General features: G+C 66.1%; 15 protein-coding genes. 7 read left to right on the top strand and 8 right to left on the bottom strand.

Annotated elements, in window-relative coordinates; all coding sequences use genetic code 11:
• Nucleotides 1-9: 9 nt before the first annotated feature.
• The gene (locus ACNJX9_RS08510; RefSeq protein WP_057741527.1) at nucleotides 10-1146 is read left to right on the top strand and encodes an alpha-hydroxy acid oxidase; all 1137 of its coding nucleotides are present in this window, start codon (nucleotides 10-12) and stop codon (nucleotides 1144-1146) included.
• A 170-nt stretch (nucleotides 1147-1316) separates the two neighbouring features.
• On the opposite strand, the gene ACNJX9_RS08505 is transcribed toward ACNJX9_RS08510, so the two are convergent.
• From ACNJX9_RS08505 to ACNJX9_RS08485, 5 genes are all read right to left on the bottom strand, one after another.
• Entirely contained in the window at nucleotides 1317-1943 is a 627-nt protein-coding gene (locus ACNJX9_RS08505; RefSeq protein WP_439408436.1) for a hypothetical protein, read from the bottom strand.
• 55 nt (nucleotides 1944-1998) lie between these two features.
• Nucleotides 1999-2838, bottom strand: coding sequence for a shikimate dehydrogenase (locus ACNJX9_RS08500; protein ID WP_439408435.1), 840 nt, complete (start codon nucleotides 2836-2838; stop codon nucleotides 1999-2001).
• Between the two features lie 323 nt (nucleotides 2839-3161).
• Entirely contained in the window at nucleotides 3162-5210 is a 2049-nt protein-coding gene (locus ACNJX9_RS08495) for an elongation factor G (protein WP_439408434.1), read from the bottom strand.
• 191 nt (nucleotides 5211-5401) lie between these two features.
• Nucleotides 5402-5884: a DUF992 domain-containing protein gene (locus tag ACNJX9_RS08490; RefSeq protein WP_271600624.1), complete on the bottom strand. Its 483-nt coding sequence runs from the start codon at nucleotides 5882-5884 to the stop codon at nucleotides 5402-5404.
• Nucleotides 5885-6053: 169 nt separating this feature from the next.
• A complete protein-coding gene (locus tag ACNJX9_RS08485) occupies nucleotides 6054-7256 on the bottom strand; it encodes a pyridoxal phosphate-dependent aminotransferase (RefSeq protein ID WP_057741950.1) in 1203 nt (400 codons plus the stop codon).
• A 611-nt stretch (nucleotides 7257-7867) separates the two neighbouring features.
• On the opposite strand from ACNJX9_RS08485, the gene ACNJX9_RS08480 reads away from it, so the two are divergent.
• The 6 genes from ACNJX9_RS08480 to ACNJX9_RS08455 all read left to right on the top strand — a co-directional run bounded on the left by ACNJX9_RS08480 (nucleotide 7868) and on the right by ACNJX9_RS08455 (nucleotide 11751).
• Nucleotides 7868-8518 (top strand): glutathione S-transferase family protein, encoded by a 651-nt coding sequence (locus ACNJX9_RS08480; protein ID WP_057741539.1) that lies wholly within the window; start codon nucleotides 7868-7870, stop codon nucleotides 8516-8518.
• 155 nt (nucleotides 8519-8673) lie between these two features.
• Entirely contained in the window at nucleotides 8674-8850 is a 177-nt protein-coding gene (locus ACNJX9_RS08475) for a hypothetical protein (RefSeq protein ID WP_167353959.1), read from the top strand.
• 72 nt (nucleotides 8851-8922) lie between these two features.
• Nucleotides 8923-9078 (top strand): hypothetical protein, encoded by a 156-nt coding sequence (locus ACNJX9_RS08470; RefSeq protein ID WP_083513889.1) that lies wholly within the window; start codon nucleotides 8923-8925, stop codon nucleotides 9076-9078.
• Nucleotides 9079-9207: 129 nt separating this feature from the next.
• On the top strand, nucleotides 9208-10020 hold the full coding sequence (locus ACNJX9_RS08465) for a PAS domain-containing protein (protein ID WP_439408433.1): 813 nt from the start codon (nucleotides 9208-9210) through the stop codon (nucleotides 10018-10020).
• 78 nt (nucleotides 10021-10098) lie between these two features.
• Complete coding sequence (locus ACNJX9_RS08460) at nucleotides 10099-10554, top strand: GNAT family N-acetyltransferase (protein ID WP_439408432.1); 456 nt, start codon at nucleotides 10099-10101, stop codon at nucleotides 10552-10554.
• A gap of 255 nt (nucleotides 10555-10809) precedes the next feature.
• A complete protein-coding gene (locus tag ACNJX9_RS08455; protein WP_439408431.1) occupies nucleotides 10810-11751 on the top strand; it encodes an aldo/keto reductase in 942 nt (313 codons plus the stop codon).
• A gap of 35 nt (nucleotides 11752-11786) precedes the next feature.
• On the opposite strand, the gene ACNJX9_RS08450 is transcribed toward ACNJX9_RS08455, so the two are convergent.
• From ACNJX9_RS08450 to ACNJX9_RS08440, 3 genes are all read right to left on the bottom strand, one after another.
• Entirely contained in the window at nucleotides 11787-12110 is a 324-nt protein-coding gene (locus ACNJX9_RS08450) for an antibiotic biosynthesis monooxygenase family protein (protein ID WP_057741548.1), read from the bottom strand.
• Between the two features lie 139 nt (nucleotides 12111-12249).
• Nucleotides 12250-13467 (bottom strand): DUF1501 domain-containing protein, encoded by a 1218-nt coding sequence (locus ACNJX9_RS08445; RefSeq protein WP_439408430.1) that lies wholly within the window; start codon nucleotides 13465-13467, stop codon nucleotides 12250-12252.
• A 2-nt stretch (nucleotides 13468-13469) separates the two neighbouring features.
• Nucleotides 13470-15017, bottom strand: a complete 1548-nt coding sequence (locus ACNJX9_RS08440; RefSeq protein ID WP_439408429.1) for a DUF1800 domain-containing protein — start codon at nucleotides 15015-15017, stop codon at nucleotides 13470-13472.
• Nucleotides 15018-15119 lie beyond the last annotated feature (102 nt).

The raw sequence follows: 15119 nt of genomic DNA, 5'->3' as shown, positions 1-15119 counted from the left end.
GGAACGTTCATGAAGCACATCACCTGTATCGACGATCTTCGCGCGCTGCATAAGCGCCGCGTGCCGAAGGCATTCTTCGACTATTGCGACCGCGGCTCCTATGCCGAGGAAACGCTGCGGGCCAATCGCGAGGACATGCAAGCCATCAAGTTCCGCCAACGTATCCTGGTCGACGTCTCCAAGCGCGACACCTCGACGACTATTTTGGGCGAGCCCTCGACCATGCCGCTGATCCTGGCGCCAGTCGGGCTGCTCGGCATGCAGCATGGCGACGGCGAGATCCACGCCTGCCGCGCGGCGCAGGCCGCCGGCATCCCGTTCACGCAATCGACCATGTCGATCTGCTCGATCGAGGACATCGCGGCCGCCGTGGACAAGCCGTTCTGGTTCCAGCTCTACGTGATGAAGGACCGCGGCTTCATCAAGGAGCTGATCCAGCGCGCGATCGCCGCCAAGTGCAGTGCGCTGGTTCTCACGGTCGACCTGCAGGTGATCGGCCAGCGCCATGCCGACATCAAGAACGGCATGACGATCCCGCCGGAGTGGACGCTGTCGAAATTCCTGGATTTCGCCACCAAGCCGGCCTGGGTCTCGGGCGTGCTGCAGGGCAAGCGCCGCACCTTCGGCAACATCGCAGGCCACGTGAAGAACACCGAGGACCTCAACCGGCTCGCCGAATGGACGGCCTCGCAGTTCGACACGTCCTTGAACTGGAAAGACGTCGATTGGATCCGGAGCATCTGGCCGGGCAAGCTCATCATCAAGGGCATTCTGGACGTCGAGGACGCCGAGGAAGCGGCCAAGACCGGCGCGCAGGCGCTGGTGGTGTCGAACCATGGCGGCCGTCAGCTCGACGGCGCGCCGTCCTCGATCGAGGTGCTGCCGGAGATTGCGGACGCGGTCGGTGACAAGATGGAGATCATGTTCGACGGCGGCATCCGCTCCGGCCAGGACGTGATGCGCGCGCTCGCGCTCGGCGCCAAGTCGTGCATGATCGGCCGCGCCTATGCCTATGGCCTGGGCGCCGGCGGCCAGGCCGGCGTCGCCAAGGCGATCGACATCATCCAGAAAGAGCTGCTGACCACGATGGGCCTGTGCGGCGTCAACCGGATCGACGAGATCGACGATCACGTGATTGCGGTATAGCCGCAAGGGCGGTGCCGTAGGGCGGGTTAGCTCAACGGATGGGCGAAGCGCATCCGTTGAGCGTAACCCGCCAACTTCGGTCGGCATTTGCGGAAGCACGGCGGGTTACGGCTTCGCCTAACCCACCCTGCGATGCTAGCGCCCTCACATCGGCGGCAGCATGCTTCACTTCACATCGGCGGGGTCAGGCCGTCTCGGCCGACGCTGACGCGGTCGGTCTCGAACGAACCATCGGGCAGTTGCTTCATGAAGGCGATGACCTGGGCGCCGGCCTTCAGTTCCGATTTGTCGCCGGGAACGAAGGTCACCACGGGCGTCATATCGGAGACGAAAACTTTCTTCTCGCCGTCCTTGTACTTCACCAGCAGCGTATGACCGTCATTGCCGACCACGCTCTCCGACACCGTGGCGTTGGTCATGCTGGAATTGGGCTTGAGATCATAGGGCCGCGAGCCCTCGCCGGTGCCGCGCATGTTCTCCGGAAACACATGCACCTCGACGGCATTGTTGCCGCCATCAGGGCCCGGCACGGTGGTGGCGCCGACGAAGGAGCCGACCTTGATGTCGGCGAGCGAGATCCTGGTGACACCGACGACGCGCGCGTCCGGGGCGATATGCAGCTTGACCTCCTCGCCGCTGCGCGACTTGACCTGCAGCGTGTCACCATCGGCGTTCTCGATCGTGCCGCGCACGCGGGTCGGCACCGGCGCCTTTTGCGCGACGGCGGCAAAGGTGGAAGCAACCACCATCGCGGCAGCGATGAGCGGGCGCGTGAAACTGTCACGTTGGATCGTCATTGATGTCTCCGATTGTCCCCACGGGGTAGAACGCCGGAGACAGCGCACTATTCTCTCAAGTCTTTGTGAGGTCGGCCTCGACCAAGGCCCGGAGCTCGGCGGTCACCTCGGGCCGCCGGCCGAACCACAGCTCGAAGCCGCGCACCGCCTGGTGCAGCAGCATGCCGAGCCCATCGGCGGTCCGGAGCCCGCGGGCGCGGGCGGCCGCGAGCAGCGGCGTCACCAATGGAACATAGACGAGGTCGGCGACGACGGCGGCTTCCGGCAGACGCGCCACATCGACCTCGAGCGCGCCTTGGCCATGCATGCCGAGCGAGGTCGTGTTCACGAGAAGTTTTGCACGCGGCAGCACGTCATTGATGCCGTCCCAGGCCAGCGGATGCACGTTCGGCCCGAACTGCGCCGCAAGTGCCGCGGCGTTCGCCAGGGTGCGGTTGGCAAGATGGACATTGGCGAAGCCGCGGTCGAGCAGGCCGAATACCACCGCGCGCGAGGCGCCGCCCGCCCCCAGCACCAGCGCGTCACCGGCCTTGCCCCAGCCCGGCGCGGTGGCGTCGAGATTGCCGAGAAAGCCCTCGACGTCTGTATTGGTCGAGCGCAGCTCTCCATCTTCGAACCACAGCGTGTTGGCGGCGCCCACGGCCCTGGCGCGCGCGTCGGGGGTCGATAGCTCCATCACGCCGACCTTGTGCGGAATGGTGACATTTGCCCCGACAAAGCCGCGCAGCGACAGCCGCAGCACGAAATCGCGCAAATCATCCGGCGGAACGGCCTCGATGACATAGCCACCTGCGATGCCGAGCGTGCGCAGCCAGTAACGATGGATCAGCGGCGAGCGCGAATGCGCGGCCGGCCATCCGATCAGGCAGGCTGCGGGCGGTTTGGGCGTGGTCATCCTTCCCCCGGGTCGTGTTCGAGGGCGATCCATTTCGTGTCCGGCCGGTCCTGTCAAGCGCGCCGGCGCCACGGTGCCGATCAGGCCGCCGGCTCACGGTCTCGTCGGCGACGGGGGCAGCTGCATCTCGCGCGCCCCTGATATCGGCAACCGGACGCGCGATCGTCTCCCGAGAAAGACTTTGGATTGCTTCTAAACTCGCAATGACGTGGAGAGGGCGTGGCTCACATAAAGTGCCGCCCTCGTAGAGACAGTCCCTCACGCCTCCCCCTGCCCCTGAGAACGGGGGAGAGGGAGCGAGAGAGTGGGGCGTCCCTAACCGATCACGCCGCGTGCTGATGCGCGGCGATGATCTGGTCGGCGGCGCGGCCGGTAACTTCGGCCATGTGGTCGAACTGGCGCGTGAAGCTGCCGGCACCGGCGGTGGCCGAACGCAGCTCGACGATCAGCTCGCCGATCTCGGCTTCCGGCATCATGGCGCGAACGCAGTCCCAGCCGCTCCAGCCCTCGCGGGTGTCGAAGCCGAGGATCTGGCCGCGCCGCGCCGACAGGATCGCGTTGATCTTGGCGGTGGCATCGGTCGGACAGACGATCTCGACCATGTGGATCGGCTCCAGCAAGACCGACTGGCATTGCGGCAGGCCTTCGTTGAGCCCGATCCGCGCCGCCGTGCGGAAGGCGAGGTCGGAGGAATCGACGCTGTGATAGGAGCCGTCCGTCAGCGTCACCTCCACATCGGTGACGGGGAAGCCGAGCGGGCCGCGGGCGAGCCCGTCGACAACGCCTTCTTCCACCGCGCCGATATAGTTGCGCGGCACCGCACCGCCGACGACTTTCTCGGCGAACCTGAAACCTTCGCCGCGCGGCAGCGGCCTGATGTCGAGCACGACATCGCCGAACTGGCCGTGACCGCCGGACTGCTTCTTGTGGCGGCCGCGCTGGACGATCGGCTTGCGGATGGTCTCCTGGTAACCGATCGCGGGCGGATGCGAGGTGATCTTGACGCCGAAGCGGTCGCTGAGCCGCTCGCTGGCGACACGCAGGTGCATCTCGCCCTGCCCCCACAGCACGGTGTCGTGGGTCTGGGCATTCTGCACGATGACGAGGGACGGATCCTCCTCGTGCAGCCGCATCAAGGCCTGGCCGAGCTTGACGTCGTCCTTGCGGTCGGTGGCCGCAACCGACATGGCGAGCACCGGCGGCGTCGGCTCCGAGGCCTTGAGCGCAGCCGGCGCGATCTTGCCGCTCGAGACGGTGTCGCCGGTCTTGACCGGATCGAGCTTGGCGAGCGCCACGGTGTCACCTGCTTCGGCCGAGGCGCGCTTGCTGTCGTAAGCGCCGCTGACGGCGAGGATGCCGGAGACGCGGCCGGCACCACCGGAGGAGGATTGCAGCGTGGCGCCGTCGTCGAGATGGCCGGCGAGCAGCCGCGTCAGCGACAGCTTTCCGCCGTGCTGCGAGTGCAGCGTCTTGAAGACGAAACCGAGCGCATCCTTGCTTTCCGGCGCACCGAGACGTTTTGCGGTCTCGGCAATGCCCGGCGCCTCGTGGCGCAACGCCTTCATCAGACGCAGCACGCCGTTTTCGCGGGCGGCCGCGCCCAGAAGAACCGGGCAGATCTGCCCTTCGCGCAACTCGCGGGCGAGGTCGTCGAACACGGCATCGCGCGGCGGCTGGATGTCCTCGAGCAATTGCTCCATCAGCGCGTCGTCGTGATCGGCGAGCTTTTCCAGCATCGAGAAGCGGGCCTCCTTCTCGCGATCGAGATTGCCGCCGTCGAGCGCAATCACTTCGGAGGCCTTATGCTCGCGATAGATGAACGCACGTTCCAGCGCGAGATCGACAAAGCCCTCGATCAGCTCGCCCTTCCAGATCGGGATCTGGCGCAGCACCAGCGGCACGCGCGAGGCGGGCTGCAGCATCGCGAGCGTCTCGCGGATGCGCTTGTTGGCGCGGTCGATCTTGTTGAGGAACAGGAAACGCGGGATCTTCAGCTCCTCCAGCTCGCGCAGGATGATCTGAAGCTGCGGCAGCTTCTTCTCGTCGGCCTCGCACACCACGATGGCGGCGTCGACCGCGGGCAGCGCGGCGCGCATGTCGTGGGCGAACTCGACGGAACCGGGACAATCCAGGAAGGTATAGCTGTCGCCCATGAAACTCGTGGTGGCAGCAGTGAGCCCAACGCTCATCTTGTGATGACGGGCCTCAGGCGTGGCGTCGCCGACCGACGTACCGGCGTCGACGCTGCCGGCGCGCGGGATTGCGCCCGTCCGCGCCAGGATCGCTTCGAGAAGTGTGGTTTTACCTGATTGGAAAGGGCCCACCAGCGCAATGCACCGTGGACCTCGGGGACTTCTGACGTCTTGTCCCATTTCGCCGCCTCCTTGGTGTGGAGCTCGGCCCGTGATTGGGTCGGCAAACGCAGATGCTCTGCCCGTCCCCCAGATTTGGCAAGCGTCAAACGTCGCTGCGGTGCGTCGTCAGTTAGATTAGGTCTCAACGCCCCGTGTTCCAACCTCTCCCCGTCGGGGAGAGGTAAAGGCGGCAGCGCCGCTGGCGCAACTTAACGGCCCGGGCGGAGTTCCAGGCTCTCGAGTCCGGCGGCGACGTTGAGGCCGACCTGGCCCTGGACGCTAAGTGGCTGGAGCGCGATCGAATTATTTGAGCCGCCGACCAGCACGTTGCCGCCAAGGCCGACGCCGACCGAGGCGCTGCCCTGCGCGCCGGCGTAATTGCCGGCGAGATCGCCAGGACCGAGCCGGTTCACCGGTGCGAACACGCCCCAGGCGAGCGCCGTCTCCTGGGTGATGCCGAGGTCGAGGCCGACTTTGCGGATCGTCGCGACGTAGCGGTCTTCGGGCAGGCCCTCGGCGCGCAGCACGCAGCCGAGATTGGTGACAGACCCCACCACAAAGCCGACGCTGGCGCCGCCGCGACATTCGAGCACGCCGACCTGCACCATCCTCTGCTGCTGAGCGTCGCTGCTCGTGACGGAGGCAACGAGGCTGGCGGCAGCGAGCCCGGCGAAGATGAACGAACGGCGCATGAAATATCTCCGGCTAAGTGTGATGCGAGCAGAGAGAGCACCCCACCCGTGTTGCGCGATGGTCTATGCCACAACAGCCGCAATGGCGCCAGATCGCACACGATGATAGGCGTGCGAACAAAAAAGGCCCGCCAGAGGCGGGCCTTTCCTGAAGTCGGTCGCGACAGGCTCAGCGCAGGTTGCCGCAGAAGCGCTGGATGCGCTTGCAGGCGTCTTCGAGGTCCGAGGTCTTGGTCGCGTAGGAGATGCGGAACGCCGGGCCGAGGCCGAAGGCCGAACCCTGCACGACGGCAACGCCCTCGGTCTCCAGCAGCTCGGTGACGAACTGCTCGTCATTTCCGATCACATTCCCCGACGGCGCCTTCTTGCCGATCGTGCCGGCACAGGAGGGATAGACGTAGAACGCGCCTTCGGGACGTGGGCACTCGATGCCATTGGCCTGGTTCAGCATGGAGACGACGAGGTCGCGACGCTCCTTGAACACCTTGTTGTTGGCGGGGATGAAATCCTGCGGACCGTTCAGCGCTTCCACCGACGCCCATTGCGCGATCGAGCACGGGTTCGAGGTCGACTGCGACTGGATGGTCGACATCGCCTTGATGAGCTGGGCCGGGCCGCCGGCATAGCCGATGCGCCAGCCGGTCATGCAATAGGCTTTCGACACGCCGTTCACGGTGAGCGTGCGGTCGTAAAGGCTGGGCTCGACCTGCGCGACCGTGGTGAACTGGAAGTCGTCATAGACGAGGTGCTCGTACATGTCGTCGGTCATCACCCACACATGCGGATGCTTGACCAGCACGTCGGTGAGCGCCTTCAGCTCGGCGCGCGTATAGGCCGCGCCGGTCGGGTTCGACGGCGAGCACAGGATCACCCATTTGGTCTTCGGCGTGATCGCGCGCTCGAGCGCCTCGGCTCCGAGCTTGAAACCTGATGCCGCGGTACAGACCACCGGCACCGGCTCACCGCCGGCGAGCGCCACCATTTCAGGATAGCTGACCCAATAGGGAGCCGGGATGATCACCTCGTCACCCGGATTGATGGTCGCCATCAGCGCGTTGTAGAGCACCTGCTTGCCGCCGGTGCCGACGATGATCTGGTTCGGCTTGTAGGCGACGCCGTTCTCGCGCTGAAACTTCGCGATGATCGCGTCCTTCAGCTCGGGGATGCCGTCGACCGCGGTGTACTTGGTCTTGCCAGCCTCGATGGCGCGGATCGCCGCGAGCTTGATGTTGGCGGGCGTGTCGAAGTCGGGCTCGCCGGCGCCAAGGCCGATGACGTTGCGGCCCGCCGCTTTCAGCGCGCGTGCTTTATCCGTGACCGCGATGGTCGCGGACGGCTTCACACGGTCGAGCGCAGCGGCAAGGAAGGACATCGTCATCTCCTGACAAGCGTCGTGAACCCATGGGTCGCACGACTCTGATTGTGGGAATGGAGCCACCCTAAAACGTGTGCCGCTGCGCCGCAAGAAACTTCGGCCCGATCTTCAGAAAGTTTACGGGCTTGGAGCGTTTCAAGGCCGGATTTCCCGCAACAATCGGCAACTTTGCCGTCGAAATCGCTCATATCCGGGAAGGCTTGTCCTCGGAGCAATTTTGCGTGTTGCACGCAGATATAATCGAAACGTCGTCATGGCCGGCTTGTCCCGCCTGCGCGGCCGAAGCCGCTTCGGCGAGGCGAAGGCCCGGCCAGCCACGCCTTGCCACACTGGACGAAGAACGTGGAGTGCCCGGGACAAGCCCGGGCATGACGATGACGCGCGTGGTACACGATTGCGCGACGCGATGAGTCTTGCATGTTGACGCAAGCGTGATCTGATTTGCAGCGCGGCGCGAACATGATCTTCCCTCGTGATGCAGTGCGGTAGGGATTTCGAGTTTTTCTATTGCCGAGCCCTTGCGGCGGATTCGCATCGGCATCATTGTTTAGCCGCGGTGCGGGGCAACGCGCGCCGCGCCTTCCATCCTTCGGAATCGAACTCCCAGAATGTACAAGCTCTATTCGATGCAACGCTCGGGCAACAGCTACAAGGTCCGCCTTGCGCTGGCGCTGCTGAACGTACCTTACGAAGCGATCGAGGTGGACATTCTGCGCGGCGAGAGCAAGACGCCTGACTTCCTGGCCAAGAATCCGTCGGGACAAGTGCCGCTGCTCGAGGTCGGCGACAACCGCTATCTCGCCGAGTCCAACGCCATCCTCTGGTATGTCGCCGTCGGCACGCCGCTGGCGCCGGAGAACCGGATCGATCGCGCCGAGGCGCTGCAATGGATGTTCTTCGAGCAGCACGCGCTCGAGCCGAATATCGGCGCCGCCTATTTCTGGCTGTCGCTGGTCAAGGGCGGCCGCGACCTGCAGACCCACGCGCTGGAGGACTGGATGGAGCGCGGCTATGGCGCGCTCCAGGTGATGGAGAACCACCTCAGAACCTGCGACTACTTCGCTGCCCGCCAGCTCACGGTCGCCGACATTGCGCTGTACGGCTACACCCATCTCGCCGACCGCTGCGACTTCGACCTGCAGCCCTTCCCGGCGATCCGGAACTGGCTGAAGCGCGTCGAGGCCGCGCCCGGCTTCGTTGCCATGGATTGGCGCCCCGCCGACATCGACGACCCCGCCAGCATCGCCGCCGGAGCCTGAGATCAGGCGCGGCGTTAAGAAATAGCGGGCATGGCGTTAACCTTTGCCCAAATCCTGCCATATTCAGCGCGATCGCCGCCCCAATATTGCCGGTTGAAATTGTGAGATTGTTTGGCGTTGCGGGTGATTCGCTCGCACGTTGAAGGATTTAGACCATGATGCGGGTGTCCGGCACGGTCGGCTTTCAAGGCCAAACCGATACCGTTTCGTCTTCCCGGCTGACCAACGCGGTCGCGGCCTCGCTCGCCGTCGCCGCGCTCTCGCTGTGCCTGATCGTCACCCTCACTGTGCTGTCGACCAAGGCGACCATGGCGATGGGTCTGCCGGTCTGATCCCCGTTTCATCGCGGAATGGCTTCAAGGTGCCGCGCGGCCCCGCGCCCGATGCATCGTGACGGGACAGTGATGAAATCGCCTGTGGTCATCGTTGCAATCACCCTGACGGCGGCCATCCTGGTCGCGGCGTCGCTGTTGATTTTCGTCGGCACCCGCAAGGGGCCGGGGACGTCGACATGGAATGCTCCGGCCCTGCAGCGCATCGAGCACGCGCATTTGGCCTAAAATCATCCGAAAGCTTTGGCGGCGCGGGCAAGCCCTGATTCAGCGCGCCGCGCGAAATCGGGTTGCGCTTGCGCAGCCATGGGACAGTCTGGTGGCCTTATCTCGTTCAGGGAGGAATGAGCAAGGCCCATGCGGTTCGGATGGCGCGCCATGTCCGGTCCCGTGCTGACGGCAGCGATCGCACTGCTGGCGATCCTGCTCGATCGCGATGCTCCCGCTCTCTCGCTCGCGCCGCTGTTCGTCGGCATCGTGGCGCTGGCCGGGTCGCTTTCCGGCTTTGCATCCGCGCTCGGCAGCGCCGTTATCGCCGTGATCGGCGCGGTGCTGCTCGCGCTCGGCCATCGCGCCGCGCCGGGCTTTGCCGCGAGCGAACTCGTGCAGCTTTCCCTGCTCGCGCTGACGACCACCGGCACCGCGGCCGTCACCGGATTGGTGCGCGAGCGGCTGCTCGATGCCTTCGCTGCCGAGCGGCGCAACCACGCCACTGCCGCGCGGCTGTCGGCCGCGCTCGACCAGGTCGATATCGGCATCGTGCTGCTCGATGCGGAGACCCGCGCCGAATTCATCAACCGCGCATTTCGCAAATATTTTGCGTTGCCGGAGGAGATGGCCGACGACAAGCCGCCCTTCATCGCACTGATGTATCACGGCCGCGACACGGGCGCGTTCGAATTGCCGCAGGACGAGCTCGGCGTCTTCATCGCGCAGCGCATGGAGATGGTGCGGACCGGCGATGCCACGCCGATCAATATCGCCTTGCGCAATGGCAAGGTGCTGCGCTTCGTCTGCACTGCGCTGCCCGACGGCGGCCGCATGCTGAGCTACACGCCGGTGACCGACCTCGTGCGCCACACCGACGCGCCCGAACGCGCCGACTATTATCGCTCGCTGCGCGATCCGACGGGGCAGAAACTGATCCGCCATTTGGGCGTCGCGGAGTGATGATGCGCCGCGGCGCGATTGATCCGCACCGCGATGATCCCGTATGAAGGATGCCTCATCGCCCCACGGATTTCCTAGATGTCGCTCACCATTCGCTCCGTCGCCCGGCAGGACTACGACCAATGGCTGCCGCTGTGGAACGGCTACAACGCCTTCTACGGCCGCTCCGGTCCGACCGCGCTCGCGCCCGAGATCACTGAGATGACCTGGCAGCGCTTCTTCGATGCCTATGAGCCGGTGCATGGATTGGTCGCCGAGAGCGACGGCAAGCTGCTCGGGCTGACGCACTACCTGTTCCACCGCAGCACCACGGCGATCGAGCCCTCGTGCTATCTGCAGGACCTGTTCACGCTTCCAGCCGCGCGCGGCAAGGGCGTCGCCTCGGCGCTGATCTACGGCGTATACGAGCGTGCAAAACTCGCGGGATCGCCGCGCGTCTACTGGCAGACGCACGAGACCAACACCACCGCGCAGAGCCTGTACGACAAGGTCGCAGAACGCTCCGGCTTCATCGTCTATCGCAAGATATTCTGACTTTCGGGGCCTGTGGATAACTCCAGATGTCACCGGCGCGTAACACGCCGGGACTATCCTGCAGTCGCGTCTGATCAGGCCCCCCGTCACCGATCAAGCGCCCCAAGCGGCCCCCGTGAGTCGCCGCGTCTACGGGGGCCGCATTTTTTTGCCTGCCGCTTGTTGTCGGCATGGCTGCAACGCGAGGCGAGGCGCTTGCCGCTGCAGCGCACCGCGGTCACAATGGCCGCCGGCTCTCGTCTGACAGGATCTCCCATGGAAATTCGCAATCTCGGCGGCTCCGGCCTGCGCGTGTCCGCGGTCGGGCTCGGCTGCAACAATTTCGGCCAGCGCACCGATCTGGAAACCTCGCGCAAGGTGATCCACCGGGCGATCGACCTCGGCATCACGCTGTTCGACACCGCCGACATCTATGCCGGCATGGGCGGTTCGGAGACGGTGCTGGGCACGGTGCTCGGCGACCGCCGCAAGGACATCGTGCTCGCAACCAAATATTCCAAGCCGATGGCGACCGACGGCACCAAGCAGGGCGCCTCGCGCCGCTACATCATGAATGCGGTCGAGGCCAGCCTGACGCGGCTCAAGACCGACTACATCGATCTCTACCAGCAGCATGATTACGATCCGCTGACGCCGCTGGAAGAGACGCTGCGCGCGCTCGACGATCTCGTCCGCCAGGGCAAGGTCCGCTATATCGGCCATTCCAACTTTCCGGCGTGGCGGATCGCGGAGGCCGAGTTCACCGCGCGCGCGATGAATGTGAGCCGCTTCGTCTCGGCGCAGGACGAGTACAGCCTCGTGGTCCGCGACATCGAGAAGGATCTGCTGCCCGCAGCAACGGAATACAGGCTCGGCCTCCTGCCGTTCTTCCCGCTCGCAAGCGGCCTGCTGACCGGCAAATACCAGCGCGGCGCGACCGCCCCCGCCGACACCCGCTTCGGCAAGGTGCCGGCGCTGCGCGAGCGCTATGTCACGCCGCGCAACGAGGACGTCGTCGAAAAGCTGCAGGCCTTTGCCAAGGCGCGCGGCCATTCCATGCTTGAGCTCGCCTTCTCCTGGCTGGCTGCACGCCCGCAAGTGTCGAGCGTGATCGCCGGCGCCACCCGCGTCGAGCAGGTCGAGCAGAACGTCAAGGCGATCGCCTGGCAGCTCACGGCCGAGGATCTCGCCGAGATCGACCGGATTACGAAGGGGTGATGCGGCGCGTTACCTCGCGCCGTTACTTGGCGCCGCTACTTCGCGCCGCGTCCCACCGTCTGCATCACCTCAAAGCCCTCGAACTGGGGATGGCCGAGATATAGCGGCTTGTTGTCGCCGGCCCGGTGATGCGCGGCGCGAAACGCCTCCGACTTGGTCCAGGCGTCGAACGCGGCGTGATTGGCCCATACGGTATGTGACGCGTACAGCGTGTGGTCCTCGAGCTCGGGGCCACGCAGCAGATGGAATTCGACGAAGCCGGGCACCTTGTCCAGATGCGTGTCGCGCGTGAGCCAGACCTGCTCGAAGGCGGCCTCGGAGCCCTTGGCGACGCGGAAGCGGTTCATGGCGATGTACATGGGCGATTCTCCTGATGTTTCGCCAATCATGTCGTCATTCCGGGATGCGCCGCAAGGCGCAGGCCCGGAATCCATCTGGCGACAGAACCAGTGGATGAATGGATTCCGGGCTCGCGCTTCGCGCGCCCCGGAATGACAGTTAGGCGACCAGCCCCTTCATCGGCTTTGCGCCTGCACTGTCCGGGAACACGGTCTGGGCCAGCACCTGATCGGACAGGCCGAACTGGCCCTGCAGCACGCCTTTGATCACGGAGCGCAAATCGGTGGTGGGCTTGAGGTCGCGGCCCTCATAGAGGTTGGCAGGCCTGAGCCCGGGCCAGTCGGAGATGACGCGGCCGCCTTTCACGGCGCCGCCGGCGAGCAGGGCGATGGTGCCGGTGCCGTGGTCGGTGCCGTCGGTGCCGTTGATGCGCGCGGTGCGGCCGAACTCGGTGGCGACCACGACGACGGTGTCGCGCCAGCGATCGCCAAGGCCGCTTTCGAATTCGGCGAGCGCGCCGTCGAGACCGCCGAGCAGGAAGGCGAGGCGTCCGACCGGGCCGCCTTCGTTGGCGTGCGTATCCCAGCCGTCGAAGGCGAGCGCGGCGATGCGCGGGCCGTCATCGGCGGCCATCAGCTTGGCCGCGCCGCGCGCGACCTGACGCATCTGCGCGACCTGGTTGCCCGGCTTCGGCTTCATGTCGTCGCCGCTCGCGGCCTTCTCCAGCTGCAGGCCCTGCGTCAGCGCCGCGGCGAGCGCGGGATCGCGATGACGGTAGAGATCGACCAGGCGCATCGCGGTGTCGTCATCGGCCTGCGGCAGCGCGACCGGCGCCCAGCCGACGGTCGGCGCATTGCCGCGCAGCACCAGCGGCGTGGTGGGGCCGACCGCGAGCCCGCTCGACACGCGCTCGCCGCGCGGCAGCGCTTCCAGCGCGCGATTGAGCCAGCCGGACTGCACGCGGCCCGGCCCCGCATAACCGCTCTCGAGCACGTCCTGGCCGTCGAAATGCGAGCGGTCGCGATAGGGCGTCGAGACAGCGTGGATCACCGCGGCATGCTGGTCGCGATACATGCGCGCAAATTCCGGCATCGCCGGATGCAGTGCGAAGAAGGAATCGAGCTTCGTCGCGGCATGCGCGCCGTCCGCCGTCAGCGCGATCGAACCGTGCAGGCCGGCATAATCAGGGTCGCCGATCGGCGCGACGGTGGCGAGCCCGTCGAGCGCGCCGCGCAGGATCACCACGACCAGGCGCGGGTCGCGACCGCCGGCGGCGCGCGCGAATTTCGGCAAGTAGGCCCAGGCCGCGAAGGAGGCACCGCCGAGCAGAAGGCCGCGGCGCGAGGTGAGGAGCCGGTTTTCGACGCAGTCGATCATCTTCATCTCCTCTGCAGTTCGGGCGACATCAACAGCAGGGCCAGGGCCTGCTGGCGCGATTCGGCGCGCTCAATGGTTCGCCGCGTTTCGGCGGAGGCCGCATCAGCGGCGGCGAATCCAAGCAGATCGAGCGGATCGATGTTGGGCCCGAGCCGCGCGCCCATCTGCGAGGCGATGTCGAGCCGCAGCTTCATGCCCTCGGGCGCCGCCCAGGCCGCAGCCGTATCGGGGAAGCCATTGGGACCGGCCGGCGACCATAGCGGCTGGCCGAGCAAATTGAGGCTGTTGAGATACGGGCCGGGATCCTCCGGCACGCGCGCGAGCAGCCGGCCGCTCGCAACCAGGAAATCGTAAGGCGAGCGCATCTTGGTGAGCGGCGCCTTCCATGCCTCGTCGGAATCGACCAGCGCGGTCGCGAGCGCCTTGAGGTCGCCGTCGGTCCTGACGAAGACATCGCGCAAGCGCGCCACCAGCGCCGGCGGCGGATCGTCGGCGACGAAGTGGCGCACGAATTTTGTGGCGATGAAATTCGCGGTCGACGGATGGCGCGCAATGTCGGCGAGCGCGGCTTCGCCCTGCGCCAGACCGGTCGCCTCATAGGTCTTGCCGAGCAGCAGCTGCGGCCCGGGCTGATGCGCATTGGCGTTGAACACGAACGACCCGGGCGCCCCGAGCTGCCCCTGCCGGCCGGCAAAGGTCCAGCCGGTGATGATGCGCGCGAGCGAGGTGACGTCCTCCTGCGTATAGCCGCCGCCGACGCCGAGCGTATGCAGCTCCATGATCTCGCGCGCGAGATTTTCGTTGAGCCCGCGCTTGCGGTTCTGGCCTGCGCGCGAATCCGGCCCGAGCGATTGCTGATTGTCGAGGAAGAACAGCATCGCCGGATGCTGCTCCACCGCCTTCAGCAAGTCGGCGAAGCGCCCGAGCACATGTGGGCGGATCGCCTCGCGCTCGAACGCGCCGGCCCACATCCGCGCCAGCTCGCCCTTGCTCGCGGAGATGCAGAAATGATTGGACCAGAACACGACGAGGCGCTCGGTGAAGCCGCAATCGACCATCATCGCGCGCTGCAACCGCGCCAGCGCCTCAGCGCGAAACGTCTTCTGGATCACGTTGAGGGGCTGCTGCGGCTGTTTTGCAGCAGCAGGTGCCGCAGCGTTGGGCTGCATGGCCTCGGGCTTCGCCTCCGCCATCTGCCGACCTGATATCTCGCTCGCCACCGTGTTGAGCGAGAGATTGCGGCGCAATTGGTTGTCGGGCTTCTGGTCCGCGGGCGGCGTCGGCGCCGGCGCTTCGGTCGGCGCCACGGCCTTCGCGGCCTCGCGCGCCTGCTTGACCTCGTCCTGATAGGCGAACACGGCCTGCCCGAGTTGCGGCGTCGATTGCAGGCCCGGCGCCTCCAGCAGCGCGCCAAGGGGACGCGCCAGCTCCGCCTTCACGAAGCCGCGTGGATCGGAGGCCGCATTGATGAGATCGCCGGATGCGCCGCCGCGCGGACCGAAGCCGAAGCGGTTCAGCGCGACGAGAGCGGCTTGGGAATCGCGGGCCATCGATTTGTCCTCCGCGCCTTGCCAACCACTTCCATGGCCTGCGCGCGGCGCCTAATATACCGCGGCGAGAGATGAACCCGACATGAAAATGACGGCAAAGCT

This window comes from Bradyrhizobium sp. BLXBL-03 (genome assembly GCF_051853015.1).
Taxonomy (GTDB): Bacteria; Pseudomonadota; Alphaproteobacteria; order Rhizobiales; family Xanthobacteraceae; genus Bradyrhizobium; species Bradyrhizobium manausense.
This window is presented reverse-complemented; position numbering and strand designations above follow the sequence as displayed.

Coding starts and splice junctions, on each gene's coding strand:
- ACNJX9_RS08510 (WP_057741527.1), top strand. CDS start 10: ATGAAGCACATCACCTGTATCGACGATCTTCGCGCGCTGCATAAGCGC.
- ACNJX9_RS08505 (WP_439408436.1), bottom strand. CDS start 1,943: ATGACGATCCAACGTGACAGTTTCACGCGCCCGCTCATCGCTGCCGCG.
- ACNJX9_RS08500 (WP_439408435.1), bottom strand. CDS start 2,838: ATGACCACGCCCAAACCGCCCGCAGCCTGCCTGATCGGATGGCCGGCC.
- ACNJX9_RS08495 (WP_439408434.1), bottom strand. CDS start 5,210: ATGGGACAAGACGTCAGAAGTCCCCGAGGTCCACGGTGCATTGCGCTG.
- ACNJX9_RS08490 (WP_271600624.1), bottom strand. CDS start 5,884: ATGCGCCGTTCGTTCATCTTCGCCGGGCTCGCTGCCGCCAGCCTCGTT.
- ACNJX9_RS08485 (WP_057741950.1), bottom strand. CDS start 7,256: ATGTCCTTCCTTGCCGCTGCGCTCGACCGTGTGAAGCCGTCCGCGACC.
- ACNJX9_RS08480 (WP_057741539.1), top strand. CDS start 7,868: ATGTACAAGCTCTATTCGATGCAACGCTCGGGCAACAGCTACAAGGTC.
- ACNJX9_RS08475 (WP_167353959.1), top strand. CDS start 8,674: ATGATGCGGGTGTCCGGCACGGTCGGCTTTCAAGGCCAAACCGATACC.
- ACNJX9_RS08470 (WP_083513889.1), top strand. CDS start 8,923: ATGAAATCGCCTGTGGTCATCGTTGCAATCACCCTGACGGCGGCCATC.
- ACNJX9_RS08465 (WP_439408433.1), top strand. CDS start 9,208: ATGCGGTTCGGATGGCGCGCCATGTCCGGTCCCGTGCTGACGGCAGCG.
- ACNJX9_RS08460 (WP_439408432.1), top strand. CDS start 10,099: ATGTCGCTCACCATTCGCTCCGTCGCCCGGCAGGACTACGACCAATGG.
- ACNJX9_RS08455 (WP_439408431.1), top strand. CDS start 10,810: ATGGAAATTCGCAATCTCGGCGGCTCCGGCCTGCGCGTGTCCGCGGTC.
- ACNJX9_RS08450 (WP_057741548.1), bottom strand. CDS start 12,110: ATGTACATCGCCATGAACCGCTTCCGCGTCGCCAAGGGCTCCGAGGCC.
- ACNJX9_RS08445 (WP_439408430.1), bottom strand. CDS start 13,467: ATGATCGACTGCGTCGAAAACCGGCTCCTCACCTCGCGCCGCGGCCTT.
- ACNJX9_RS08440 (WP_439408429.1), bottom strand. CDS start 15,017: ATGGCCCGCGATTCCCAAGCCGCTCTCGTCGCGCTGAACCGCTTCGGC.